We start from the raw sequence: 23,452 nt of genomic DNA, 5'->3' as shown, positions 1-23,452 counted from the left end.
TCAGGCGCAGAGGAACGCGACGAGCAGGCCGGTCTCGACCAGCTCGATCCCGGCGCCGTGCGCGTCGCCGTTGATGCCGCCCAGGCGATAGCGGCACCAGACGGCGTAGCCGAGGACCAGCAGCGGCGTTGCGAGCAGTGCGGGTGCGACGACGCACGCGGCGGCGAGCAGCGCGGCCCAGCCGGCGATATCGCGCGGGCGGGCGGCCGCGGCGACCTGCGCGCCGAGTCCGTGGCCGAGCGGGGCGATCCAGCGCGCCCAGCACAGCGGCGCGATGCGCGCGGCGAACGGGACGAACGCGATGCGGAGGTCGCCGGTGAGGGCGTGGAGCAGCACCAGCTTGGCAAGCAATTGCAGCGTGATCGCAACGGTCGCGAAGCTGCCGACGTGCGGGTCGCGCATCACGGCCAGCAGGCGCGTACGGTCGCCGTGCGCCGCGCCGACGCCGTCCGCGACATCGCCGAGCCCGTCGAGGTGGAGCGCGCCGGTGACGGCCACCCACGCGACGAGCGTGGCGAGGGCGGACACCCACGGATCGTGGCGCGTGCCGAGCGTGGCGGCGGCGGTGACGAGCGCGCCGATCGCGAGGCCGACGACGGGGTAGCAACGGATCGCGGCGGCGAAATCCTCCGGCGTGCCGGTGGTGCGCGGGACCGGCAGACGCGTGAGGAACGCGAAGGCGAGCCACAGCCGCGTCATGCGGACCGGCCTGTGCGGGCGAGCGGTGCCGGTGCGCGCATGAGGTGCGACCGGGCCGGGGCGGCCGGCGGAGCGTGGCGCCCGGTCGTGTCGGCCGCGCGCGCTCTCACGACGGGGCGTCGACGCGTCATGCGCGCAGCCGCGCGATCTGCGCGGCGTCCGGCCACAGGCGGAGCGTCAGCAGCGCGGCGCACGGGAGGTCGAACGCCCAGACCTGCCGCGCGTCGAAGCCACACGCCGCCGCCAGTGCGGCACGGATCGCGCCGCCATGGGTGACGATCAAGGTATCACCCTCGGCGTCGGCGAGGGCGGCGGCGACGCGGGCGACCAGCGCCGACCAGCGTTCACCGTTCGGAGGCGGGTTCGCATCGGGATCGCGCCAGAACGCCGCGAGCGTTGCAGCGTCGAGCGTGGCGGGATCGGTGTCGTCCCAGTCACCGAAGTCGAGCTCGCGCCAGCGCGGATCGGGGTGGTTCGTCAGCGCTTGCGGAGCGGCGGCGCTGGCGGGTGGGGCGTGTCCGACGACCGGTGCGGCGGCGCGCGACCGGGCGATCGCCTCGGCGCAATGCCGGGCGCGGGAAAGGTCCGAGCTGACGATGTGCGTGAAAGCGACCGTGGCGGTGGCGCGCACGCACTCTTCGATGCCGTGCGGGCTCACGGCTATGTCGGCGTGGCCGAGCCAGCGGCCGGGGCGTACCGTCGTGCCATGCCGCAGCAGGTGGACGATACGCGAGGTGATCACGCCTCCGAGACCCCGGCCTGGTCGAAGGTCGCCATCCCGTCGTGCGCGGCGAGCGCGGCGCGGACCACGGTCGCGGCCACGGCAGCGCCGCTTGCTTCGCCAAGCCGCATGTCGAGCGCGAGCAGTGGGGCGAGGCCGAGCCGGGCGAGCAGGCGCGCATGGCCCGGCTCGGCGGAGACGTGGCCGGCGAGGCAATGCGCAACGATCGCGGGCTGCGCGACGGCGAGCGGGGCGAGCGCGGCGCCGACGATGAAGCCGTCGAGCAGCACGGGCACGCGCGCGTGACGGGCGGCGAGGATCGCGCCGGCGATGGCGGCGATCTCACGACCGCCGAGCCGGCGCAGACGCTCGAACGGCGTGGTCGCCGCGGCGTGATGCGCCAGCGCGGCATCGACCGCAGCGACCTTGGCGGCGAGCGCGGCGCCCGTGACGCCGGTGCCGGGGCCGACCCAGTCGCGCGCGGTGCCGCCGAAGCTGGCCGCGCACAGCGCCGCGGCGGGGGTGGTGTTGCCGATCCCCATGTCGCCGGGGACGAGCAGGTCGAGCCCGGCGGTGACCGCGGCCGCACCGGCGTCGAGCGCATCGAGGCATTCGGCCTGCGTCATCGCCGGCGCGTGCGTGATGTCGGCAGTGGGGAGGTCGAGCGCGAGCGGAACGACGGTCAGCGACAGGCCGGCGACGGCGGCGAGCGCGTTGATCGCTGCGCCGCCGGCGCGGAAGTTGGCGACCATCTGCGCGGTGACGGACGGCGGAAACGCACTGGTGCCGCGCGCCGCGACGCCGTGGTTGCCCGCGAAGATCAGCACGCGACCGTCCTCGATACGCGGACGATCGCTCCGCTGCCATTCGGCCATGAACAACGCGATCTCCTCGAGTCGGCCGAGCGAACCCGCCGGCTTGGTGAGGCGCGCCTGGCGGGCCGCCGCCGCCGCGCGCGCTTCGGCGTCGGCGGCAGGCAGGTCGGCGAGCGCGGCGTCGAAATCGGCGACGGTGGTGAAGCGCGTCACCCGACGACCTGCCCGGGCGGCGGCACGCGGACGATGAAATGGCCCTTCACCGCGGCAGGCCACAGGGAGTAGGCGACCTGCCCGGTCTCGCTGGCGGCATAATGGCGCATGAAGGTCATGATCCCGGTCGCGGCGTCCTGGTCGGGGGTGAAGTCGCCCAGCACATAGCCGATCTTGCCGGGTGCGCGCAGGTGGACCGTGCAATGGCGGTCGCACGCGAACAGGCACGGCATTTCCTGGACCGAAATGCCCGCGAACGCCGGATCGTTGGCCTGCACATTGCGCAGTGCCTCGGCGAGCAGCGCGCCGCCGCGTCGCCCGTCCGCGCCCTCGCGCGCGGCGGCGGAGAGGCGGCAGCTGCTGCAGGCGACCACTGCGGGGCCATCGGCGACGGGAACCAGCGCCACCTCAGAAGCGTCCGCGCAGGCCGGCGTATACGCTGCGGCCGAGCGTGCCGTAGCGCGCGATCGTCTCGTAGCGTTCGTCGAACAGGTTCTCGACGCGCGCGAACAGCCGGACAGTGGCCGACAGCGGCAATTCGCCGCGCAGATCGACCAGCGTATAGCCGTCGAGGCGTGTGCGGTTGGCGGCATCGTCGAACGACGAGCCGGCCCAGCGCGCCGCGACGCCGAGCGAGCCGGCCTCGGCGAACGTGTAGGTCGCCGACAGGTTGGCGGTATCGCGTGGGCGGCGTGGCAGCCAGTTGCCGAGCGTGCTGCCCGGCGAGCGGTCCTCCGACAGCGTCCAGCTGTAATTGCCGTCGATGCCGAGGTGACGCCCGAGCTGTGCACGGCCGACCGCTTCGACCCCGCGCGCGAAGGCGCGAGCGACGTTCTGGTAATAGCCGAAGCGCTGCGCGGTGGTGGAGCCGGGGACGAAGCAGAGCGGGTCGGTGGCGCCGACATCGCAGCTGCTGAAGATGATCTGGTCGCGGGTCCGCCGCTCGAAATAAGTACCGCCGATCGCGAAGCGGCCGTCCATGAAGCGTTGCTCGGCGCCGGCCTCCCAACCCTTCGCCTGTTCGGGGGCGAGCGCCTGGTTCCCGTATTCGGAGAAGAGCTGGTAAAGCGTCGGCGCCTTGAAGCCCTCGCTATAGCTGGCGCGCAGCACGGTGCCGGTCGGCAGCGTCCAGCTTGCGCCGCCTGCGAACAGCGTCTGACGACCGAAGCGGCTGTGGTCGTCGTGCCGCACCCCGCCGTTGAGCGTCAGCCCGTCGACCGGCGACAGGTTGAGCTGGCCATAGACGCTGGTCAGCTCGGCGCGGCCGGTGCCGGGATCGGCGAGCGTGTAGGGCGGCGAGAAGTCCGACGAGGCGGTGGTGAAGCGGCTGACCTCGTTCTCGACGCCGAACACCGCGTCGACGCCCTTCACGATCGCGAGCGCGCCCTGATATTCGAGGCGGTGGTTGCGGCCGATCGCGGCGAAGGTCTGCGGCTGCGACGGGCGCGAGGGGTCGTAATTGTCGCGGTCGGTGTCGGTATAGCCATAGCCGATGCGGTTGCGCAGCCGCGCGTCGAACAGGTCGATGTTGAGGCCGGCATAGCCGACGAACTCGCGCGTCAGGCCGTATTCGGGGGTGTCGCCGCCGAACCCGTCGAAATCGTTGCGGCCATCGGCATAGGAGCCGCGGACATCGGCGCTGATACCCGGCGCGAGCGTCAGGACCGCACGGCCCTGTACGTTCTGGTTGGTATAGCCGTCACGCTCGGTGCCCGCCGCCAGCGCCGAGATACCGTCGGTGGCGAAGGTCTGCGCCCCGATCCGCCATGCGAGCGGGCCGGTGTTGCCGCCCAGTGCGGCACGCGCGCTGACCGTCTCACGCGAACCGCCTTCGAGGTCGAGGCTGCCTTCGAGGGCGGTGGCGGGAAGCGGGGTGACGATGTTGACCACACCGCCGATCGCCTGGCTGCCCCACAGGATCGACTGCGGCCCGCGCAGCACCTCGATCCGCGCGGCGTCGCCGATCAGCAGGTTGGCGAAATTGTAGCCGCCGCCGGGCGAGGACGGATCGTTGATCTTCACCCCGTCGATGACGACGACGGTCTGGTCGGCTTCGGCGCCGCGGATGCGCAGCGAGGTGCTGGTGCCGTAGCCGCCGTTGCGCGACAGCGAGACGCCGGGCGTGCGCAGCAGCAGGTCGGCGACCGAAAGATCCTGCGTACGATCGATATCGGCCTTGTCGAGCACGGCGACCGACGCGATCACGCGATCGGCGGCGACGGGCGCGCGGTTGGCGGAGACGACGATGTCGTCGGTGGGGGCGGGGGCGGTGACATCGGGGCGCGGCGCCTCCTGCGCGAGCGCAGCGGTGGACGACAGCAGGAACGGGAGGATGGCGAGGCGGAACGACATGGCGAAAACCCTTGTGACGACAACGAAGCCGTCGCCGATCGCCGGCGCGGAAAGGCGTGCTTCCGCGTCGTCGACCGCGCGCGGCGGCAGGCATCGTCACGCTGGTCCGCCCGCCGGGTTTGCCCCGTGCGGTCTTCCCGTCCGATCGGCGCACCCTGGCCGAACGAAGGACGACTGCGACAGGCAGGTCTCCTGGCTCACGGGTCATCGCCGGGTCGTGCCGCCTTCTCAGCCCCCGGGAGGACCAATGGCATCGGGCACGCTGGCTCGCCGCTTACAGTTGCAGGGGCAGCCGGGGTTCACCCGTTCCCTTTTGATCCCCGGTGAAGGGGAACCTGTCGCGGCGCGCGCCGTAGCGGCGCGTGGCGTGGCGGTCAATCGCGGGTAAGGTTCGGCGGGTGGCCGAGGCCGTCATTGCGGGCGCGGCGAAGCGATCCAGTGCGTCCTGGCCCGGCTCTGGATTGCTTCGCGGCGCTCGCAATGACGAGGGGCGCTACCGTTCGTTGGCGCTTCCGCCGGGTGCCTGGTGCCTGGTGCCTGGTGCCTGGTGTCGGGTGCCGGGTGGTCGGAGTTCCGCGATGTACCGACGCCGATGGAGCGGGACCCCGGATCAAGCCGTGGGGCGACGGCAAGGGATCAACCCCCGGGATCGGGTCGCTCAGAACTCCACGCCGGCCTGCGCCTTCACGCCGCTGCGAAACGGATGCTTCACCTGCGTCATCTCGGTCACGAGGTCGGCAGCGGCGATCAGCGCGTCGGGGGCGTTGCGGCCGGTGACGACGAAATGCTTCATCGGCGCGCGCGCGGTGGCGGCGGCGACCACTTCGTCGGTGGGCAGGTAATCGTAGCGCAGGACGATGTTGAGCTCGTCGGCGATCACCATCGCGATGCCGGGATCGGCGAGCATCCGCTGGACCTCCTCCCACGCCGTGCGGGCGGCGGCGATGTCGCGGGCGCGGTCCTGCGTGTCCCAGGTGAAGCCCTCCCCCATGGCGCGGAATTCGACCAGATCCGGGAACGCGTCGAAGATCGCCTTCTCGCCGGTCGTCATCGCGCCCTTCACGAATTGCACGATGCCCACCTTCATGCCGTGCCCCATCGCGCGGACCGCCATGCCGAACGCGGCGGTCGACTTGCCCTTGCCCGCGCCGGTGTGGACGATCAGCAAGCCCTTCTCGACGGTCTTGCTCTCCATCATCGTGCGGCGCGCGGCCTGTACGCGGCGCATCTTCTCGTTGTGGCGGCTGTCGATATCGTCGGTCATGCGCGCGGCGATAGCGGCGCGTTCAGTCCGCGGCCAGCACCGCCTCGACTTCGGCGACGCTGATCCCGAACACCGCCGCCAGCGCCGCCGGTTTCGCGCCACGGGCCGCCAGCGTGCGGATGCGCGCGGGATCCTTGTCGGTCGCATAGTTGCGGGTGTCGCGCTCGACAGGTTTCTCGCCGGTGCGGGAGAGCGCGCCGGTGCTGGCGCGGCGGCGCGGGCGCGCGTCGCGTTCGGTGGCAAGCGCGGTGCGACGCTGCTCCTCCTCGTGCCGGCGCGCCTCGCGCGCTTCCTCGCGGCGGCGGCCGGCGGCGTCCCGTTCGACGGCGCGATGTTCGGTGCGGGCGACGGCGGCAGCGACGCGTTCCTGCGCGCGCCGCTCGCGATCCTCTGCACGCCGTGCGGCGCGGTCGTCCTGGTCGGTCACGTCGAATCCTTCGAGGGGTATGTCGGTCGGCGGCTTCTGGCCGGCGACACGCCGTTCGACAAGCTCGGGACCAACGCAGGCGCAAGCGCGGCGGGAAGGCGCGTTCGCACCCGTCCTTCCGCGGGTCGGGTGGTGGGCAATATTTCGCTGCCACCGCAGCATGTGGCAGCCATTTGCAGCAACTCCAAGTCTTCGAAGGGAAGATCCAGTAATCTCGAAGATGCGAAGGGTTTTAAGTCAGTATGGCTGCGTGTTCTTTGTCTCGGCCTTCGCATGTCGCGTCGGGTCATTCTAAAAGCAGCGGCTCCGAATAGCGCGTAAACGAGTGCGTGTAGTGTCGCGGAACTCTGCTTGGAAAAGCGCCGGAACGCAAGATGTTGTCAGATATGGCGGCGCATAGGGCGGTTAACGCGCGGTTGTTATCTATAAAGTCTGCGGGATGGCGGATCGTCGGTTGATCCGGATGTGAGGTCGGCGGCTTGCGCCGGTTTGCGAACAGGGGAATTCAGGATGAAAAAGTTGTTATCGGGTGTCGCCTTGTGCGGTCTGGCCACACTCACGACGGCCTGCGGCGGCGACGACGGCGGGAAAGGCCGCAAGCCGGTTTCGGTGGTGACGACGCCTCCGCCTGCTCCTGCGCCAAGTCCGACGCCCGCCCCTACGCCCACTCCAACTCCAACTCCGACACCTGCGCCGGCGCCGGCGCCGATCCCGACGTCGTATGTTTCACCCTGCGACATGAAGCGCGATCAGGCGATCAATCTCCTGTTCGGGGCGGAAGTGCTGGCGAAGGGAACAGCCGATTCGACAGGTGCGTATCAACATTCGTCGGCATCGACTGCGCTCGTCGATCTCGGGGCAAATTCCGCGTTCCGGCTTGATGCGGTGTCGGGCAATGTGACCCTCCTCCGCGCCGGTGCAACGCTCGCATCGTTCACTGGAACGGAACGTGAGGAGCCGAGCGTGTTCAAGGATGGTATCTCGTATACCTCTGGCGCGAAGGAATTGACCTTCGGTTGCATTCCGTCGCGTCTGGATGCTCAGTACACGTTCCTGACCCGGTACGACTTCAATCAGAAGCCGGGAGTAGCGGAGACCTCGCAATTGATCGCGATCGGTGGTGCGCCCACGGGTTCGTCTGCCGAGCTTTCGTCGGGAGATTACAAGTCGTGGGCGACCGTCAGGATGCTGTACATCAACAAGACCAGTGATCAGTTTCTGACGACGCTCGAAACTGGTTCGACTGGCACGTTCGACGCCGCTGCTGGCGTTCTCGCCGGTAAAATGAATGTCACCACGAGCAGCTTTGCCGGCAAGAACTATGCCATCAGTTTCACCGCCACGCTGACGCCCGGCACGACGCGCTTCCAAGGCACGGCCACGACCGGCAATGGCGCGACGGGCAAGCTGACCGGCGGGTTCTTCGGTCCGGGTGGCACCGAATACGGATTCGTGTTCGCGATCGACGACGGCAACGCGCACCTGACCGGATACGGTTCCGGCAAGCGCTGATCCGGCGTTCACCCCCGCTCTCTAGCCACCGGACCAGCGTTTCGGCGGTGGTGCCCGGGTGCCTGATCGACGATGATCGGTCAGGCATCCGGGTTCAGTTCGACGCAATCCACGGAGTGTCGGACGAGGTGCCATTGCGTCGCCGGCTTCTCCCGGACGCAATCTACGGCGGCGACCCACTTTCGCGTACCGCGGAGCGATGCGGCGTCGGGGCGCGCGAGGCGATGCTATGCTCGGTCGCGGGCGGCGCGCTGATCCGGCATGCTGGTGATCTGCCTGCACCTCGGCGCTTCTACGACGCGTCCGATCGGCCTCGGTCCGTGCAGTCAGGCGACGTCCTCGACCTGGTCGAGATAGGCGCCGTATCCCTGCGCCTCCATCTCCTCGCGGGGCACGAAGCGCAGCGCGGCGGAGTTGATGCAATAGCGCAGCCCGCCGCGATCACGCGGGCCGTCGTTGAACACATGGCCGAGATGGCTGTCGGCACCGGCCGAGCGCACTTCGGTGCGGACCATGCCGTGGGTGTCGTCGTGGAGTTCCTCGACCCGGGCGGCGTCGATCGGCTTGGTGAAGCTGGGCCAGCCGCAATGCGATTCGAACTTGTCGGCGGAGGCGAACAGCGGCTCGCCCGAAACGATGTCGACATAGATGCCGGCGCGCTTGTTATCGAGATATGCACCGGTGCCGGGACGCTCGGTGCCGCTCTGCTGCGTCACGTAGAATTGCTCCGGCGTCAGCCTGGCGAGCGCATCGTCGGTCTTGCGATAGTCGGTCATGGTCGTGGTCCTTCGCTTCGGCGCGGAAATATCGGAATATCTGGTGACGGCCCCCCTCGCCGCGCAAGGGCGCTGGTGCTGGACCACCGTGGCGCACGCACGCCATTCGCGAATTGATCGCGCGCCGGCGCGGCGGTAGCGTCGCCCGGCCGGCCGCGACATTCGCATCCGCCGGCATCGACCAGACGATAGAATGAAGGTGGTGCGTAACCCGTGACGGCAGAACGCTATGACGTCCTCATCGTCGGAGGAGGGCATGCCGGCGCGGCGGCGGCGATCGCGCTGCGGCAGGAGAAGTTCGCGGGAACGATCGCGATCGTCTCGGCCGAGCCGGAGCTGCCGTACGAGCGCCCGCCGTTGTCGAAGGAATATCTGGCCGGTGAAAAGTCGTTCGAGCGCCTCCTGATCCGGCCGGCGTCGTTCTGGGCCGAGCGCGGCATCGACCTGCACCTGGGCGAGGGCGTGGTGGCAGTGGACGCAGCGGCGCAAGCGGTGCGCACCGATGCGGGCCGCACGGTCGGCTATGGCGAGCTGATCTGGGCGACCGGCGGTGCGCCGCGGCGGCTGACCTGCGACGGCCACCACCTGCACGGCGTACATGCGGTGCGGACGCGCGCCGACGTCGACCGGCTGCTCGACGAACTGGCGCAGGCGCAGCGCGTCGTGGTGGTCGGCGGTGGCTATATCGGGCTGGAGGCAGCGGCGGCGCTGACCAAGTTCGGCAAGGCGGTGACGCTGGTCGAGGCGCTCGACCGCGTGCTGGCGCGCGTGGCGGGCGAACCGCTGTCGCGCTTCTACGAGGCGGAGCATCGCGCGCGCGGCGTACGGATCATGCTGGGTGCGACGGTCGCCTGCATCGAGGGCGACGAGCGCGTCGGCGGGGTGCGGTTGGCGAACGGGACGTTGTTGCCTGCCGACGTCGTGATCGTCGGGATCGGGATCGTGCCGGCGGTGGCGCCGCTGGAGGCGGCGGGGGCGGCAGTCGGGAACGGCGTCCGCGTCGACGCGCGCTGTCGCACCAGCCTGCCGCACGTCCATGCGATCGGCGACTGTGCCGCGCATGCCAACCGCTACGCCGATGGCGCCACGATCCGGCTGGAATCGGTGCAGAACGCCAACGACCAGGCGACGACCGCCGCGCGCGACATCGTCGGACGCGGCGCGGATTACGACGCGGTGCCGTGGTTCTGGTCCAACCAGTACGACCTGAAGTTGCAGACCGTCGGGCTGTCGGCCGGGTTCGAGCACGCAGTAGTGCGCGGCATACCCGCCGAGCGTCGCTTCTCGGTCGTCTATCTCAGGGGCGGCCGGGTGGTGGCGATCGACGCGGTCAACGCGACGAAGGACTATGTGCAGGGCCGTGCATTGGTGGCGGGCGGCGCGCGGCTGTCCGTCGCGGCGCTGGAGGATGCGTCGCGGCCGCTGAAGGAGATCGCCGCCGAGGGATGATCGGCGGCGTGCGCGATCACGCCGGATCGTCGCGGTGCTCGATCAGCTCGCGGAACGCCTGGAGGCTGGATCCCAGAAACTGGCGACAATCCCGCGCGAAGTGCGAGTGGTCGACATAACCCGCCTCCCACAAGGCGCGCCCGGTGGCGGTCGGATCCGCCAGCAAACGTCGAAGCACGCGCACGAAGCGCCGCAGCATCAGCAGACGCTTGGGCGGCAGGCCGAAGTTCTCCAGGCAGGTGGCGGACATCCGCTGCGGCGTGAGGCGCAGCGACGCCGCGATCTCCGCCACCGTGGAACGTGGGCTGGCGTCGATCAGCTCGATGATGCGCTGCGCCTGAAGGTCGCGACCGTTACCCGCTTCGAGTCGCGCGTCCAGCCACGGAGCGAAGGTGGCAGCTTCGTCGCCCCGTGGGCCGCGAACAGCCGTAGGCGACGAGCGGTCGATCGCCGCGAGCGGCACGACCCGGTCGGTGTAGCGCGACACGTCGCCATCGAACAACATCCCCCACGCCGTCGAGCGGAGCCGGACGCCGGACAGGAGCACGCCGCCGTGATCGAGACGCGCGACGCTGGTGGTGGGGCCGATGAAGCCGATGGCGGGCAGCGGTGCGAAGATCCGGCGCCGGATCACCAGCCGGCTGCCTGGGGCATCACCGTGCAGGACGTAGATGCGTGGCCCGCCGGGCAGCAATATCGTCCGACCGTCCGCGCGCAACGGAACGCCGCCGAAATGCTCGGCGACGACATCGCCCGACGCGAGCGGATGCCGCTCCGGCCGCGGGGTGATCGACAGTCTCTCCAATAAACCTGCTCCAGGCTGTTTTGTGCCGGAGTTACGTTGGTGATTGCGAAGCAGATGCGCTGGCATGTTGATCCAGGTCAGCGATGCCGCAAATTATCGTGCACAGATGTGCGGACAAGATTGCTGAAGATCAGGCGGACCAGATCGACCTGGCGATTGCTGCCGGTCTTCACGAACACTTGCTTCAGATAGCCGCGCGCCGTCCCCAACTTGACGTGCAGGGATTCCGCGGCCGCAGCGAGCGTCTGCCCGGACGCCAGCAGGCATGCGAGTTCGGTTTCGACCCGTGACAGCCGGAACAACTTGCACACCGGCTCGGCGAGCTGGTGGATGTCGAGCCCCGGATCGACGAAGAAGAGCAGTGCGCCGTCCTCGTCCGCCATCTCGGAGCGCGGCGCGCACACGAACGACGTTACGAGTGGCGGGCCCTGTTCGCGACGCAGGGTCAGCAGCGGCATCCGATCGGTCTTTTCCGCCGCGCTCTGCGACAGGACGTAGCCGATGGCGGTCGACAGGGCCGCGGCGTCGGCGCGATCGGTCGCCTGCACCTGTCCGCGATGTTCGCGAATGCCGTCGTGCCGATCCATCAGCAGACGCGCCGTATCGTTGGCGAAGACGATGTGACCGTCACCGGACAGCAGCACGATGCCGATCGCGACGAGGTTCAGCCCCGCCTCGACACCGTCGATCCGCCGCTGCGCAACCCGCGCGGACTGCCAGAGCCGGAAATATGCCGCGACACTGGGCCATTCGCGCAGGCACGCGCTTTCGATGCCGCGGCGCGCCTCCTCATCCGGCTTGTGAAGGACGAGGTTGACGAAGGTGCAGGGGTGGCCGGGCATCCGCTGTACCGGGATCACCAGTGCCGCTGCCTGCGAAGCGTGCAATCGATCGCACCACAACGGCGCCGGCTCGTGATGCCCGAAGCCGGGCTCGATCCGGTCGGCGACCTGCAGCAGCGCCGCGCACATCGCGTCGTCGAGACCATCGGCGGCGAAGCACCGCGTTGCGCCGTGTTCGTGCGTGCCGGTCAGTGCCCAGCCGTCCGCGCCCAAGGTGCGAGCGAAGTGCCCGGCGACCAGCGCGACGTCGTCGGGGAGCGGAGACACCGTCTTCCCGTCGTCGTTGAGAGTGACCCGTGCAATCCGTCGTGCCGACGGTTGTGGCTCCAATGGTGAATACCGCACGCTCTCTCCATCGCGCGCCGGCAACATATCGCCGCGCGCAACGGCTCCGCGAAAGAGCATGGGCAGATCTTTCTCTGCCAGCAATGCACTACCTCTCCCAACGATGAGGCCCGATTCCCTGTGTCGGGTCCCCTCTTTGTACGCCAACTTGCCGTTTACCTATTCGATCCAGTGTATCCCATTTTGAAACAAGCGGAATAGCAGTGATTTTTACCCCCTCGTTTGGGGGTGGAAGGCGTTGTCGAACGGGATGAACGGTCGCCCGCGAAGGGGAGGAATAGTTAACGAAAGATTAACGGTATCTCCGATTCGGTCCGGTCCGCAGGAACGCCGGGCTCGAAAAATCGCCGGCTGAACCGGCCAACAAGGGATGCCAGACATGAAATCGCGTCTTCTGATCGCCGCTTCGATACCCGCCCTGGCCTGGACCGCGCCCGTGAGCGCACAGACCACGGAGCCGGGCTCGAGCTACACGACGACCAACACCAACACCGGCAACGCCGCGGGCAACGACGTGGCGAGCGGTGCCTACAACACCGATTCGAGCAACAGCTCCACCAACACCGCCGTCAACACCGACAATTCCAACAATGCGCAATATCGCACGAACAGCTCGGTGAACGACAGCAACAACACTGCGACCAGCACCAACACGCAGACCGACGCGTCGAACCGGTCGACGACCGACAATTCGAACAATTCGCGTACGAACAACTCCGTGAACGACAGCAACAACACCGCTTCGTCGACGTGGACAGACGCGTCGGATCGTTCGACCACGGACAATTCCAATAACTCGCAGACCCGCACCGACAGCAGCAGCGCATCGGGCGCGCAGGTCGCCGCCAACAATGGCAGCAACGCCACCGACAGCCGCAACCAGTCGGTGACCAACACCGACAATGCCGACCGTTCGTACACCTACAACGACAGCGCCGATCGTTCGACGACCGACAATTCGAATCGCTCCACCACCACGAACACGACGAACTCGTCGGCGAGCGGCGCGCAAGTGGCGGCCAACAACGGCAGCAGCGCCACCGACAACCGCGACCAGTCGGTGACCAACACCGACAATGCCGACCGTTCGTACACCTATAACGACAACGCCGATCGTTCGACGATGAACACCGACAATTCGGATCGCTCGACCACCAACACCACAAGCACCTCGTCCGCTTCGGGTGCGCAGGTCGCCTCGAACGGCAGCGGATCGGCGACCGACAGCCGCGACCAATCGGACAATTCGCGGACGACCAACACCAGCACCGACAATTCGGCCAGCGGCGCGCAGGTGGCGGCGAGTGGCGGCAGCACGGCCAGCGACAATCGCAACCAGTCGAGCACGACGAACACGTCGACCAGCACCGCTTCGGGCGCGCAGGTGGCGAACAACGGCAGCGGTTCCGCCACCGACAGCCGCGATATGTCGAGCACCGACAATTCGGACAACTCCAACCGTTCGCGCACCAGCTCGGCCAGCGGCGCGCAGGTCGCGGCGAACAATGGCGACGCGACGGACAGCCGCGACATGTCGAGCAATGACAATTCCGACCGCTCGAACCGCTCGCAGACCAGCTCCGCGAGCGGCGCGCAGGTCGCGGCGAACAACGGCGACGCGACGGACAGCCGCGACATGTCGACCAATGACAATTCGGATCGTCGCAACACCGCCAGCAACGAGGGCAGCGGCTCCGTCGCCACCAACGGCGACGCCAGCTATGCCGACAGTTCGTCGCGCAGCAATGGCTGGGCCACGGCGGGCACGGGTGCGGCATCGACGTCGAACGTCTTCGGCGCCAGTGCGGTCGTCTCCTCGGCGACGCTCGCCAGCTACGTCACCGGCGTACGGGTGGACTATAGCCAGACCCCGGGCGGTGCGAGCGCCTCGGTCAACAACAGCCTGACCACGGGCGACGGCGCGTTCCAGAACCTCGCCGGGTTGCAGTCGCTGAACATGAACACCGGCGCCGGTGCATCGCAGAATTCCGCGGTGAACGTCAGCGTCGCGGCCGGGGCGATCAACCTCGGCGGTGGTCAGTAACACGCGAGGGACGGGGAGGGGTGGCGATGCCGCCCCTCCTCCTTTTTCCTCGATCGATCGGGAGATCGGGACATGCGTATCCTTTTCATCGTCGCGGCGTCGCTTCTCACCGCCTTTCCTGCGACCGCGATCGCGCAAGCGGCGCCAGCGACGCTCTCGGTGCAGGCGGGCGCGGCACAGGCGGCTCCGTTCGGTGGCGCGGTGCCCGTCGACAATGCGGTGCTCGGGACGGTCACCGGGCAGTCGGACCTGTCGCAGGTGATCCGTGCGCAGAACACCAGCACCGTCAGCGGCAATAGCGTGAACGGCCATTCGGAGACCGGCACGATCAGCTTCGACCCCAATTCCTTCCAGAACCTCAATGGCCTGTCGTTGCTCAGTGCGAACACCGGAAACAACGTTTCCATCAATTCGTCGCTGAACGTGAACGTGGCGATCAACCAGTAACGATGCGCTGCTCGCTCCGATCGCACTCCTGGGCGGCGGCGGCGCTGCTGGCGACCGCCGGCTGCACCGCGATGCCGCTGCCCGAGGGCGGCAACATCGTGAATTTCTCGCCGACGCTCAACTTCGCCATGCCGGTGACCAGCCTGATCGGGCGGCGGTTCGAGACGGTGGTGCGACAGCAATATGATTTCAGCTGCGGATCGGCGGCGCTCGCGACGCTGCTGCGCTTCCACTATGCCGATCCGCAGAACGAACAGAGCGTCTTCCTCGGCATGTTCCACGACGGCGACCAGGCGCAGATCCGCCGGCTGGGCTTCTCGCTCCTCGACATGAAGCGCTACCTGGCAGCGCGTGGCATCGCGGCGGACGGCTTCAAGGTGAGCATCGAGCAGATCGCCAGGGCGCGGGTGCCCGGCATCGCGCTGATCGATTTCGACGGCTATCGGCACTTCGTCGTCGTCAAGGGGATCGACGACCAGACGCTGCTGCTCGGCGACCCGTCGCTGGGGCTGCGCCGCGAGACGATCGGGCGTTTCGCGAAGCAATGGAACGGCGTCTTCTTCGTCGTCAGCGGGCGCGACGCGGTGGGGCAGTCGCATTTCAACATGGCCGCCGACCTGGAGCGCGCGCCGCGCGGTCGCCCGTTCCTGAGCGCCGACCCGCTGGAGAGCGCGCAACTGGCGCTGACCCGCCCACGCCTGGGAGAGTTCTGAGATGTCGATCGCGTCCCTGATCGCGGTCGCGCTGGCCGCCGCGGCGCCGCCGACGAGCGATGATCCTCCCGGCGCGCCGGTGCGCGTGCCGGATCGCGAACTGGCGACGATGCGCGGCGGATTGATGTTGCCCAACGGGCTGAACGTCGCGATCGGCATCGATATCCAGACCCGCATCGACGGTGTGCTGGCACTGCACACGATCTTTTCCAGCGAGGCCGCCGGGCTGCGTGTGTTCACCGACGGCACGACCAGCCCCAGCGAAGCGCCGGGCACCGTCACGGTCGCCACCGGCGATCCGAACTGGCCGACGGTCTCGGTCTCGCGCACGCCCACCGGCACCGTCGTGACCGCGCCCGCCGCCGGCGCACCCGCGGCGGTGAACATCGTGTCGGGACCGACCGCCGGCTGGCTGGACGCCGCGGGCGAGACCCCGGTGCGGGTCACCGCGAACGGTCCGGCGGTCGCCGCGGGGCCGGGCGCTATCCGGCTGACCAGCGACGATCGCGGGAGCCAGGTGCAATTGGTGACGCCGACGACCGAGATCCGCCATCTGGTGGGTCAGGCGACGGGGGCGGTCATCTCGAACACCGCCAACGACCGCGTCATCGACACCGTCAGCACCGTCAACGTCAATCTGGTCGGGCTGCCGGCCGGGCTGATGAACGGCGTGCTGATGATCAACCGGATCGCGACCGAGGCCGCTGGACCGCGCTGAGCAGACAGGAAAAGGGGATACTGAATCGATGCGAACCGCGGCCTCCAGTGCATTTCTTTCCCTCGGCCTGATCGCCGCCCCGGCGTGGGCACAGCAGCCGGTGTCGCCGGCCACCGCGGCCATACCCGCCGCGGTGGACGACGGGGAGGACCTGCGCCGAACGCTGGCCACCGAGCGGCAGGAGCTTGACCGCCAGCAGCGCGCGCTGGACGAACAGCGTGCGCGGATCGATCGGCTGGAAGCGCGCCTGTCGGGACGCGGCACTGCGGGGAGCCAGGTCGCGCAGACCGCGCTGCCGCCCGGCGGCGTGCCGTTGCCGGCGTCCCCGCCGCCGGCGCCGCCGCCATCCGCCTCCGCCGCGGGGCAGGTGCAGACCGTCGGCGAGGCGCCGTCCGACCAGCGGCAGGTGCAAGTCGCGGTGCTCTCCGAACAGGGCGGGATCATCACCAAGGCGGGACGGGCGACGGTCGAGGTCAACTTCGAATATGCGCGCGCCGACCGCAACCAGGTGGTGTTCCGTGGCGTGCAGATCCCGGAAGCGGTGCTGATCGGCGTGTTCGACATCAACGAAAGCCGGCAGGACGTGTTGACGGTCGGCACGGTCGGGCGGCTGGGGCTGACCAGCAGGCTGGAGGTCAACGGCCGGCTGCCGTTCGTGTACCGCTCCGACAAGTCGGTGCTGGCGCCGGTCGCCAATCCGACCGAACCCAATGCCGGGCAACTAGACCGCCCGGTCAGCGGCGCGAACATCGGCGACGTGGATTTCGGGCTGCGTTACCAGTTCACCGACGGCAAGAACGGTGCGCCCTACCTGATCGCCGGCGTGCAGGCGGTGGCGCCGACCGGCACCGACCCGTTCCGCGTCCGCCGCGACCCGCTGGGCAATGCGTTGAAGGGCGCGACCGGCGCCGGCTTCTGGGGCCTTACGCCGAACCTGACCGCCATTCTTCCGACCGACCCGGCGGTGCTGTTCGCGACGCTTGGCTATACCTACAATTTCGCGCGCGACATCAACCGGCAGATCGGCGCAGCGTACATCGAGCGCGTCGCACCGGGCAGCCAGCCATCCGCCAGCGCGGGCATCGCCATCGCGCTGAACCCGCGCACCTCGATCAGCTTCGGTTATGCGCAGACCTGGGCGCTGGGGACGAAGACGCGGGTGCGGTCGCTGAACCAGACAACGCAGGAACTCGGCGAGGCGATGACCGCGGTGAGCCGCGACCTTCAGATCGGTCGGCTGCTCTTCGGCGTCAGCTATCGTACGTCCCCCAGCACGACGATCAACTGGAACGTCGAGGTTGGCGCGACCGACGATGCCGCGGACGTCCGGACGACGTTGCGAATCCCGTTCACCTTCAACGCTTATTGATCGGATTCCTCCCGAAGGTGGTCGTCGCGGCGGGCTGCTGGACCCAATAGCCGGTTAACCGCGCGCGCTTGCCCCGCTGCGCCCGTGCGGCCATGCTGCGCCGACGAAAAGGGGAGGGTCCGGATGACCGAACGCGCGATATGATCCTGTTCTCGATCGTCGCGGCGCTGCTGGTATTGATCGTGCTGGTCACGTTGCGCGCGCCGCCTTTCCTGGCCTTCGTCATCGCCGCGCTGTTCGCCGCATTGCTGCTCGGCGTTCCGCTCGCGCGTATCCCGGGCGCGATCGAGAAGGGCATCGGCGACACGATCGGGCCGGTCGTGATCACGATCGTGCTGGGCGCGTTCCTCGGCAAGCTGATCGCCGACAGCGGTGCCGCGCAGCGGATCGCCGATACGCTGATCGGTCTGTGCGGTCCGTCGCGCCTGCCGATCGCGATGGCCGCGACCGGTTTCCTCGTCGGCATCCCGCTGTTCTACAATGTCGGTTTCGTCCTCATGGTGCCGCTGATCTTCTCGATCGTGCGCCGCGCGGGGTTGCCGGCGGTGCATGTCGGCATCCCGTTGCTGGCGGGCCTGTCGATCGCGCACGGTTTCCTGCCGCCGCATCCGTCCCCCACCGCAGTCGTGGCGCAGCTGAACGCCGACCTCGGCGTCACGCTGATCTATGGATTGATGGTCGGCATCCCGACGCTCGCGATCGCGGGTCCGCTGTTCGCAATGACCCTGAAGGGCATCGCAACCACGGCGTCGCCGCTGTTCGATGCGGCCACGGCCGCGCGTGAGCGGGCGCTGCCCGGCGCCTTTGCGAGCTTCGCCTGCGCGCTGTTGCCGGTGGTGTTGATCGCGGGGGCGACCGCGTTGCATTACGCCCCGCTCGCACCCGCCACCGCAGCGGCGATCGGCTTCATCGGAAACCCCACCATCGTCCTGCTGCTGTCGATCGCGGTCGGCATGGTTGCCCTGGGGCGGAGCGCCGGACTCTCGCGCGCCGAGATCATGGACGGCTTCGGGGTCGCGATCCGCGACATCGCGCCGATCCTGCTCATCATCGCAGGTGCGGGTGCGCTCAAGCAGGTGCTGGTGGAAAGCGGTGCCGACAAGACGCTGGCCGCGCAACTCGCGCAGCTGCCACTGCCGCCGCTCGCGCTGGGCTGGTTGCTGGCGTGCGTGATCCGCATCGCCGTCGGTTCGGCGACGGTGGCGGGGCTTTCCGCGGGCGGATTGATCCAGCCAGTGATCGTCGCCACCGGCGCCGACGCCAATCTGATGGTGCTGGCGATCGGGGCGGGCAGCCTGATGTGCAGCCATGTGAATGACTCGGGCTTCTGGATGTTCAAGGAATATTTCGGGCTGTCGCTACGCGACACGTTCCGGTCGTGGTCGATGATGGAAACGCTGGTCGGCGTGTTCGGACTGGTCTTCGTTCTGTCGCTCGACGCTGTCCTGCGCGCTGTCTAGGGCCGGCAATACGCGAGGGTGTGGCGCGCCCGGAGGGATTCGAACCCCCGACCAAGGAGGTAGAAGCTCCTTGCTCTATCCAACTGAGCTACGGGCGCCCGCCGATCCGCCTAGCGCGGATTGCCGGCCGAAGGAATGGGGGGCATGATCGGGGCATGGCGGAGGTTCCACGCGTAACGCCGGTCGCGGCGGACCGGGTAGATGGCGGACGGCTTCGCCACTACGACCTGGTGATGGCGGCGTTCGTCGCGATCCTGTTGCTGTCGAACGTGCTGGGCGCGGGCAAGGTGGCGCAGGTGCGGTTGCCCGGCATCGGTGACTGGCCGTTCGGCGCCGGTATCCTGTTCTTTCCCGTCAGCTATATCATCGGCGACGTGCTGACCGAGGTCTATGGCTATGCCCGCGCGCGGCGCGTGATCTGGGTCGGGTTCGCGGCGACTCTGTTCATGGCGGTGATGGCCTGGGTGGTCGTTGCGCTGCCGCCCGCCCCGGATTGGCGCAACCAGGCGGCGTACGAGACGGTGTTCGGGCAGGTGCCGCGGATCGTGTTCGCCAGCATGTGCGCGTTCTGGGCCGGGGAATTCGTCAATTCCTATGTGCTGGCACGCATGAAGGTGCTGAGCGAAGGGCGGCACCTGTGGATGCGGACGATCGGCTCGACCATTGCGGGGCAGGCGGTGGACAGCCTGATCTTCTATCCGCTGGCGTTCTGGGGCGCCGAAGGGTGGACTCCGCATCTGGTGGTCGTCGTGCTGTTCACGCAATGGGCGCTGAAGGTGGGGTGGGAAGTGCTGCTGACGCCGCTCACCTATCTGGTGGTGGGGGCGCTGAAGAAGGCGGAGGGGCTGGACGTATACGACCGCGAGACCGATTTCACGCCGTTCCGGACGCGGGTCTGACGGGCAATACCGTCGTAACGAACGGAGCGACGGCGGTCGAAGACGGGTCGAGCCGCCAAACCTTACGCCCCGACCGTCTCCAGCAAGCCGGCGAACATCCGCTGGCCGTCGTCGCCGCCGTGTGCCGGCTCGATACGGCGTTCGGGGTGGGGCATCATGCCAAGCACGTTGCCATCGGCGCTGACGATCCCGGCGATGTCGCGCGCGCTTCCGTTGAGCGGCTCGGCGTAGCGGAACGCGACCTGGCCTTCGCCTTCGAGTCGGTCGAGGGTCTCGGGATCGGCGACGTAATTTCCGTCATGGTGCGCGACGGGAAAGCTGACCCGCTCGCCAGCGCGATAGCCGCGCGTGAAGGCGGTGGCGGCGTTCTCGATCGTCAGTGCGACGTCGCGGCAGACGAAGTTCAGCCCGGCGTTGCGCATCAGCGCACCCGGCAGCAGCCCGGCCTCGGTCAACACCTGGAAACCATTGCAGACGCCGAGCACCTTCAGCCCGCGTGCGGCCTGTTCGCGCACCGCCGTCATGATCGGCGAACGCGCCGCCAGTGCCCCGGAACGCAGGTAATCGCCGTAGGAAAAGCCGCCTGGTACCGCGATAACGCCGATTCCGGCGGGCAATTCGGTATCGCGGTGCCACACCATCTGCGGCGCGGTGCCGGTCGCCCGCTCCAGCGCCACCGCGATGTCGCGGTCGCAGTTGGAGCCGGGGAAGACGATGACGGCGGTCTTCACGCGCGCTCGATCCGGTAATTCTCGATGACGGTGTTGGCGAGCAACTGCCGGCACATCGCGTCGACGTCCGCGTCCGCGGTCTCGTCGGCGACATCGAGCTCGATCAGCTTGCCGACGCGCGCGCCGTGTACGCCGCCGAAGCCGAGGCCGGCCAGCGCGTGTTCGATCGCCTTGCCCTGGGGGTCGAGGACGCCGGGTTTCAGCGTCACGTAGATGCGCAGTTTCATGGCCGCGCGCTATGCCCCGGCGCGCGCGCCGGGGCAAGCCGGTGGTTACTTTCCGCGGCTCTTGCGATGTTCTTCGAGGTCGAGCACCGCGGTGTCGCCGCCTTCGGGCAACAGCCCGAGCCGGCGGGCGACCTCCTGATAGGCCTCGACCTCGCCACCGAGATCGCGACGGAAGCGATCCTTGTCGAGCTTCTCGTTGGAGACCATGTCCCACAGGCGGCAACCGTCCGGGCTGATCTCGTCCGCCAGGATGATGCGGCCGTAGTCGTTGTCCCAGATGCGGCCGAATTCCAGCTTGAAGTCGACCAGCCGGATTCCGACGCCGGCGAACAGCCCGCTGAGGAAGTCGTTCACGCGAATCGCCAGATCGGCGATGTCGTGCATCTCCTCCTGGCTGGCCCAGCCGAACGCGGCGATATGTTCGTCGGAGATCATCGGATCGCCGAGCGCGTCGTCCTTGTAATAATATTCAAGGATCGTGCGCGGCAGCTTCACGCCCTCCTCGATCCCCAGCCGCTTCGACAGCGAGCCGGCGGCGACGTTGCGGACCACGACCTCGATCGGTACGATCTCGACCTGCCGGATCAACTGTTCGCGCATGTTGAGGCGGCGGATGAAGTGCGTCGGCACGCCGATATGGTCGAGCAGCGTGAAGATATGCTCGCTGATACGGTTGTTGAGCACGCCCTTGCCGTTGATCGTGCCCTTTTTCTGGGCATTGAAGGCGGTGGCGTCGTCCTTGAAATACTGGATCAGCGTGCCGGGCTCCGGACCCTCGTAGAGGATCTTCGCCTTGCCTTCGTAGATCTGCCGCCTGCGTGCCATGCTTGCCCCTCGAAAAGAAGCGCCCCGGCGGCGCAGGTTTGCGGACGGCCGGGGCGGGGAATCAGGCGTGGCTATAGGGGAAGGGGGCGGGGGCTGCAAATCACGCGCGTGACCGGTTCGCGCGCCAGCGACGGAAGCGCCGCCAGCCGAGGATCAGCAGCCAGATCGCCGGACCGACGATCACCAGCCACGGCGTCGCGGCGATGACGAAGGTGATCGCCGCCGCCGCGCTGACCGCGAACGAATCGCCGCCCTGGCCGAAAGCGGTGCGGACCGGCGCCCAGACGCCACCGGCCGGGATGACCGCATAGGCGATGGTCAGCGCCGACATCGCGACGCGACGCTGCAGTTCGGCGCGCAGCGAACGTGCGGCATCGAGTTCCTGCTGGACCTCGGCATAGGCTTTCTCGGCGGCGACGAGATCGCCGACGCTGCCGCCGCCGTTCCGGATCAGTTTCAGCAGCCGGTCGGACAGCGCCTGCTTCGCGCGCAGCCGCGCCTCGACGTCGACGACCTGCCTGGTCACATCCTCGGCGGTGACACGGCGCGATTGCAGCCCGCCGCCGGCCTCGGCCACGCGACCGTCGAGTCGCTGCCCGAAGGTGCCGGCAAGCTGCGCGTCGACCAGCAGCCGCATGCTGCCGGCATCGTCGCCGCGCGGATTGTGCGTGACGGCATCCTCCATCACGATGCAGCGCTGCGGCGTGAGGCTGCGGCACAAGGCGAGGTGCGCGCGGTGCACCGCATCGAGCGTGCCGGGGGCGAGGCGGTAGGCGAGTGCGTAGCTGTAGGCGATCTGCGGTGCGTCGCCGTCCTTGGCGGCGGCTTCCTGCGTGTCGAAGCTGGCGAGCTTGCCGCCGTCCGGCTGGCTGCTGCAGGCCGCGAGCAGCAGCGCGAGCACGAAGAGCAGGTGCCGCATCATTTCCTCCTCGCGAAGGCGGCTGCGATCAGCCGCTTCGTCTCCGCCCACGCTGCGGTGTCCGGCGTGACCAGCTCGACGTGGCCGGTGTCGCGAACTTCGTGCAGCGTCGCGTGGTCACCCGCGGCATGGGCGCGGGCGACATAGTCGGTGGCCATCCGGAAGGGGATGATGCGATCGGCCCGGCCGTTGACGAGCTCCTGCGGGACGCCGAGCGGGAGCAGGCGCGGAACCGAAGTGTCGTCATAGGGGTCGGGCCGGCCGGTGCCGACGAGTTTCGCCACGACCCCGGTGCCGCAACCATTGTCCGGGCTGGCGGCGGTCGCTTCGAGATCGGGGAGGCCGCCGAGGCTGATGACGTGCGCGATGCGCAGCGGATCGCGCGTGGCCAGCGGGCTGGTGGCGGGAAGGCGCGGTCGTCCGGCGAGCCACAGCGCGAGGTGCCCGCCCGCCGAATGGCCGACCGCGACGACACGCGACGTATCGAGCCCGAAGCGTGCGGCATGGGTGCGCAGCGCGTCGGCGGCCGCGGCGGCGTCTGCGAAGGTGCCGGGATAGCCGCCGCCGGCGCGATCGACGCCGCGATAGTCGATGTTCCACACCGCATAGCCGGCGCGGCGCAGGTCGTCGGCCACCCAGTCCATCAACCGCCGGTCGGCGATCGTGGTCTGCCAGCAGCCGCCGTGCACCATCAGCACGGTGCGATGCGGCGCCTTGCCCTTCGGCAGCCACACGTCGACCTTCTGCATCGCATCGGCGCCGTAAGCGATCGTGGCGTCGGGCACCGCGCGCGCGCGGCTGGCGAGATCGTCCCAGGTGAGCAGCGAATGCGGCATGGCCGGGGTACATGCCGTGGCGGACAGCGCGACGGCAAGCGCGA

General features: G+C 68.7%; 24 protein-coding genes, 1 tRNA gene and 1 riboswitch. Of the genes, 9 read left to right on the top strand and 16 right to left on the bottom strand.

The annotated features are described in order from the left end of the window. From SPHPHY_RS0116115 to SPHPHY_RS0116080, 7 genes are all read right to left on the bottom strand, one after another. Entirely contained in the window at positions 1-699 is a 699-nt protein-coding gene (locus SPHPHY_RS0116115; protein WP_022687721.1) for an adenosylcobinamide-GDP ribazoletransferase, read from the bottom strand. A 127-nt stretch (positions 700-826) separates the two neighbouring features. Beyond that, positions 827-1,441: a histidine phosphatase family protein gene (locus SPHPHY_RS0116110; RefSeq protein ID WP_022687720.1), complete on the bottom strand. Its 615-nt coding sequence runs from the start codon at positions 1,439-1,441 to the stop codon at positions 827-829. Further along, positions 1,438-2,448 (bottom strand): nicotinate-nucleotide--dimethylbenzimidazole phosphoribosyltransferase, encoded by a 1,011-nt coding sequence (gene cobT / locus SPHPHY_RS0116105; RefSeq protein ID WP_022687719.1) that lies wholly within the window; start codon positions 2,446-2,448, stop codon positions 1,438-1,440. The genes SPHPHY_RS0116110 and cobT overlap by 4 nt, the downstream gene beginning before the upstream one ends. Further along, complete coding sequence (locus SPHPHY_RS0116100) at positions 2,445-2,855, bottom strand: DUF1636 domain-containing protein (RefSeq protein WP_022687718.1); 411 nt, start codon at positions 2,853-2,855, stop codon at positions 2,445-2,447. Before SPHPHY_RS0116100 ends, cobT begins: the two co-directional genes overlap by 4 nt. 1 nt (position 2,856) lies before the next feature. Beyond that, complete coding sequence (locus tag SPHPHY_RS0116095) at positions 2,857-4,800, bottom strand: TonB-dependent receptor plug domain-containing protein (RefSeq protein WP_022687717.1); 1,944 nt, start codon at positions 4,798-4,800, stop codon at positions 2,857-2,859. Positions 4,801-4,964: 164 nt separating this feature from the next. After that, positions 4,965-5,154: riboswitch (cobalamin riboswitch) on the bottom strand. A gap of 304 nt (positions 5,155-5,458) precedes the next feature. Next, positions 5,459-6,064 carry a cob(I)yrinic acid a,c-diamide adenosyltransferase gene (gene cobO / locus SPHPHY_RS0116085; RefSeq protein ID WP_022687716.1) on the bottom strand — a complete coding sequence of 202 codons (606 nt, stop codon included), beginning with the start codon at positions 6,062-6,064 and terminating at the stop codon, positions 5,459-5,461. 22 nt (positions 6,065-6,086) lie between these two features. After that, entirely contained in the window at positions 6,087-6,491 is a 405-nt protein-coding gene (locus SPHPHY_RS0116080; RefSeq protein WP_022687715.1) for a hypothetical protein, read from the bottom strand. 510 nt (positions 6,492-7,001) lie between these two features. Between SPHPHY_RS0116080 and SPHPHY_RS0116075 the strand changes: the two genes are divergently transcribed. Then, entirely contained in the window at positions 7,002-8,003 is a 1,002-nt protein-coding gene (locus SPHPHY_RS0116075; RefSeq protein ID WP_156025122.1) for a hypothetical protein, read from the top strand. A gap of 326 nt (positions 8,004-8,329) precedes the next feature. On the opposite strand, the gene msrB is transcribed toward SPHPHY_RS0116075, so the two are convergent. Next, on the bottom strand, positions 8,330-8,779 hold the full coding sequence (msrB, locus tag SPHPHY_RS0116070) for a peptide-methionine (R)-S-oxide reductase MsrB (protein ID WP_022687713.1): 450 nt from the start codon (positions 8,777-8,779) through the stop codon (positions 8,330-8,332). A 213-nt stretch (positions 8,780-8,992) separates the two neighbouring features. Between msrB and SPHPHY_RS0116060 the strand changes: the two genes are divergently transcribed. Then, positions 8,993-10,228 (top strand): NAD(P)/FAD-dependent oxidoreductase, encoded by a 1,236-nt coding sequence (locus SPHPHY_RS0116060; protein ID WP_022687711.1) that lies wholly within the window; start codon positions 8,993-8,995, stop codon positions 10,226-10,228. Positions 10,229-10,244: 16 nt separating this feature from the next. On the opposite strand, the gene SPHPHY_RS0116055 is transcribed toward SPHPHY_RS0116060, so the two are convergent. Together SPHPHY_RS0116055 and SPHPHY_RS0116050 are read right to left on the bottom strand one after the other, a co-directional pair. After that, positions 10,245-11,099 (bottom strand): helix-turn-helix domain-containing protein, encoded by an 855-nt coding sequence (locus tag SPHPHY_RS0116055; RefSeq protein WP_081645335.1) that lies wholly within the window; start codon positions 11,097-11,099, stop codon positions 10,245-10,247. A gap of 11 nt (positions 11,100-11,110) precedes the next feature. After that, a complete protein-coding gene (locus SPHPHY_RS0116050) occupies positions 11,111-12,142 on the bottom strand; it encodes a helix-turn-helix transcriptional regulator (protein ID WP_022687709.1) in 1,032 nt (343 codons plus the stop codon). Between the two features lie 457 nt (positions 12,143-12,599). Here SPHPHY_RS0116050 and SPHPHY_RS22585 point away from each other — a divergent pair, with 457 nt between their 5' ends. The 6 genes from SPHPHY_RS22585 (at position 12,600) to SPHPHY_RS0116020 (ending at position 18,971) form a co-directional block, all read left to right on the top strand. Then, entirely contained in the window at positions 12,600-14,264 is a 1,665-nt protein-coding gene (locus tag SPHPHY_RS22585) for a beta strand repeat-containing protein (protein ID WP_022687708.1), read from the top strand. Between the two features lie 72 nt (positions 14,265-14,336). Continuing rightward, the gene (locus SPHPHY_RS20415; protein ID WP_022687707.1) at positions 14,337-14,711 is read left to right on the top strand and encodes a hypothetical protein; all 375 of its coding nucleotides are present in this window, start codon (positions 14,337-14,339) and stop codon (positions 14,709-14,711) included. A 2-nt stretch (positions 14,712-14,713) separates the two neighbouring features. Beyond that, on the top strand, positions 14,714-15,424 hold the full coding sequence (locus SPHPHY_RS0116035) for a C39 family peptidase (RefSeq protein ID WP_022687706.1): 711 nt from the start codon (positions 14,714-14,716) through the stop codon (positions 15,422-15,424). 1 nt (position 15,425) lies between these two features. Further along, the gene (locus SPHPHY_RS0116030) at positions 15,426-16,142 is read left to right on the top strand and encodes a hypothetical protein (protein WP_022687705.1); all 717 of its coding nucleotides are present in this window, start codon (positions 15,426-15,428) and stop codon (positions 16,140-16,142) included. 28 nt (positions 16,143-16,170) lie between these two features. Beyond that, entirely contained in the window at positions 16,171-17,511 is a 1,341-nt protein-coding gene (locus SPHPHY_RS0116025) for a hypothetical protein (protein WP_156025121.1), read from the top strand. Between the two features lie 140 nt (positions 17,512-17,651). Continuing rightward, a complete protein-coding gene (locus SPHPHY_RS0116020; protein WP_022687703.1) occupies positions 17,652-18,971 on the top strand; it encodes a GntP family permease in 1,320 nt (439 codons plus the stop codon). A gap of 21 nt (positions 18,972-18,992) precedes the next feature. Here SPHPHY_RS0116020 and SPHPHY_RS0116015 read toward each other — a convergent pair. Continuing rightward, a tRNA-Arg gene (locus tag SPHPHY_RS0116015) sits at positions 18,993-19,069 on the bottom strand. 57 nt (positions 19,070-19,126) lie between these two features. On the opposite strand from SPHPHY_RS0116015, the gene SPHPHY_RS0116010 reads away from it, so the two are divergent. After that, positions 19,127-19,870, top strand: a complete 744-nt coding sequence (locus SPHPHY_RS0116010; protein ID WP_022687702.1) for a queuosine precursor transporter — start codon at positions 19,127-19,129, stop codon at positions 19,868-19,870. Positions 19,871-19,932: 62 nt separating this feature from the next. Here the strand turns inward: SPHPHY_RS0116010 and purQ are convergent, their stop codons facing one another. From purQ to SPHPHY_RS0115985, 5 genes are all read right to left on the bottom strand, one after another. Continuing rightward, positions 19,933-20,601 (bottom strand): phosphoribosylformylglycinamidine synthase subunit PurQ, encoded by a 669-nt coding sequence (gene purQ, locus SPHPHY_RS0116005; RefSeq protein WP_028057005.1) that lies wholly within the window; start codon positions 20,599-20,601, stop codon positions 19,933-19,935. Next, positions 20,598-20,828 carry a phosphoribosylformylglycinamidine synthase subunit PurS gene (purS, locus tag SPHPHY_RS0116000; RefSeq protein ID WP_022687699.1) on the bottom strand — a complete coding sequence of 77 codons (231 nt, stop codon included), beginning with the start codon at positions 20,826-20,828 and terminating at the stop codon, positions 20,598-20,600. Before purS ends, purQ begins: the two co-directional genes overlap by 4 nt. A 45-nt stretch (positions 20,829-20,873) precedes the next feature. Then, positions 20,874-21,653: a phosphoribosylaminoimidazolesuccinocarboxamide synthase gene (gene purC, locus SPHPHY_RS0115995; RefSeq protein ID WP_022687698.1), complete on the bottom strand. Its 780-nt coding sequence runs from the start codon at positions 21,651-21,653 to the stop codon at positions 20,874-20,876. A 100-nt stretch (positions 21,654-21,753) separates the two neighbouring features. Next, complete coding sequence (locus tag SPHPHY_RS0115990; protein WP_043130105.1) at positions 21,754-22,572, bottom strand: DUF4349 domain-containing protein; 819 nt, start codon at positions 22,570-22,572, stop codon at positions 21,754-21,756. Then, complete coding sequence (locus SPHPHY_RS0115985) at positions 22,572-23,408, bottom strand: alpha/beta hydrolase (RefSeq protein WP_043131409.1); 837 nt, start codon at positions 23,406-23,408, stop codon at positions 22,572-22,574. The genes SPHPHY_RS0115990 and SPHPHY_RS0115985 overlap by 1 nt, the downstream gene beginning before the upstream one ends. Between the last annotated feature and the right edge of the window lie 44 nt (positions 23,409-23,452).

The organism is Sphingomonas phyllosphaerae 5.2 (genome assembly GCF_000419605.1).
GTDB lineage: Bacteria > Pseudomonadota > Alphaproteobacteria > Sphingomonadales > Sphingomonadaceae > Sphingomonas > Sphingomonas phyllosphaerae_B.
The sequence above is the reverse complement of the archived record's forward strand: the minus strand, read 5'-3'. Positions and strand labels throughout refer to the sequence as shown.

What these genes read in the sequence shown, in the direction of transcription:
- SPHPHY_RS0116055 (WP_081645335.1), bottom strand. Translation starts at nt 11,099, where the DNA reads ATGCCAGCGCATCTGCTTCGCAATCACCAACGTAACTCCGGCACAAAA.
- msrB (WP_022687713.1), bottom strand. Translation starts at nt 8,779, where the DNA reads ATGACCGACTATCGCAAGACCGACGATGCGCTCGCCAGGCTGACGCCG.
- SPHPHY_RS0116035 (WP_022687706.1), top strand. Translation starts at nt 14,714, where the DNA reads ATGCGCTGCTCGCTCCGATCGCACTCCTGGGCGGCGGCGGCGCTGCTG.
- cobO (WP_022687716.1), bottom strand. Translation starts at nt 6,064, where the DNA reads ATGACCGACGATATCGACAGCCGCCACAACGAGAAGATGCGCCGCGTA.
- SPHPHY_RS0115985 (WP_043131409.1), bottom strand. Translation starts at nt 23,408, where the DNA reads ATGCCGCATTCGCTGCTCACCTGGGACGATCTCGCCAGCCGCGCGCGC.
- SPHPHY_RS0116030 (WP_022687705.1), top strand. Translation starts at nt 15,426, where the DNA reads ATGTCGATCGCGTCCCTGATCGCGGTCGCGCTGGCCGCCGCGGCGCCG.
- purS (WP_022687699.1), bottom strand. Translation starts at nt 20,828, where the DNA reads ATGAAACTGCGCATCTACGTGACGCTGAAACCCGGCGTCCTCGACCCC.
- SPHPHY_RS0116010 (WP_022687702.1), top strand. Translation starts at nt 19,127, where the DNA reads ATGGCGGAGGTTCCACGCGTAACGCCGGTCGCGGCGGACCGGGTAGAT.
- SPHPHY_RS20415 (WP_022687707.1), top strand. Translation starts at nt 14,337, where the DNA reads ATGCGTATCCTTTTCATCGTCGCGGCGTCGCTTCTCACCGCCTTTCCT.
- SPHPHY_RS0116115 (WP_022687721.1), bottom strand. Translation starts at nt 699, where the DNA reads ATGACGCGGCTGTGGCTCGCCTTCGCGTTCCTCACGCGTCTGCCGGTC.
- SPHPHY_RS0116095 (WP_022687717.1), bottom strand. Translation starts at nt 4,800, where the DNA reads ATGTCGTTCCGCCTCGCCATCCTCCCGTTCCTGCTGTCGTCCACCGCT.
- SPHPHY_RS0115990 (WP_043130105.1), bottom strand. Translation starts at nt 22,572, where the DNA reads ATGCGGCACCTGCTCTTCGTGCTCGCGCTGCTGCTCGCGGCCTGCAGC.
- purC (WP_022687698.1), bottom strand. Translation starts at nt 21,653, where the DNA reads ATGGCACGCAGGCGGCAGATCTACGAAGGCAAGGCGAAGATCCTCTAC.
- SPHPHY_RS0116075 (WP_156025122.1), top strand. Translation starts at nt 7,002, where the DNA reads ATGAAAAAGTTGTTATCGGGTGTCGCCTTGTGCGGTCTGGCCACACTC.
- SPHPHY_RS0116025 (WP_156025121.1), top strand. Translation starts at nt 16,171, where the DNA reads ATGCGAACCGCGGCCTCCAGTGCATTTCTTTCCCTCGGCCTGATCGCC.
- SPHPHY_RS0116020 (WP_022687703.1), top strand. Translation starts at nt 17,652, where the DNA reads ATGATCCTGTTCTCGATCGTCGCGGCGCTGCTGGTATTGATCGTGCTG.
- SPHPHY_RS22585 (WP_022687708.1), top strand. Translation starts at nt 12,600, where the DNA reads ATGAAATCGCGTCTTCTGATCGCCGCTTCGATACCCGCCCTGGCCTGG.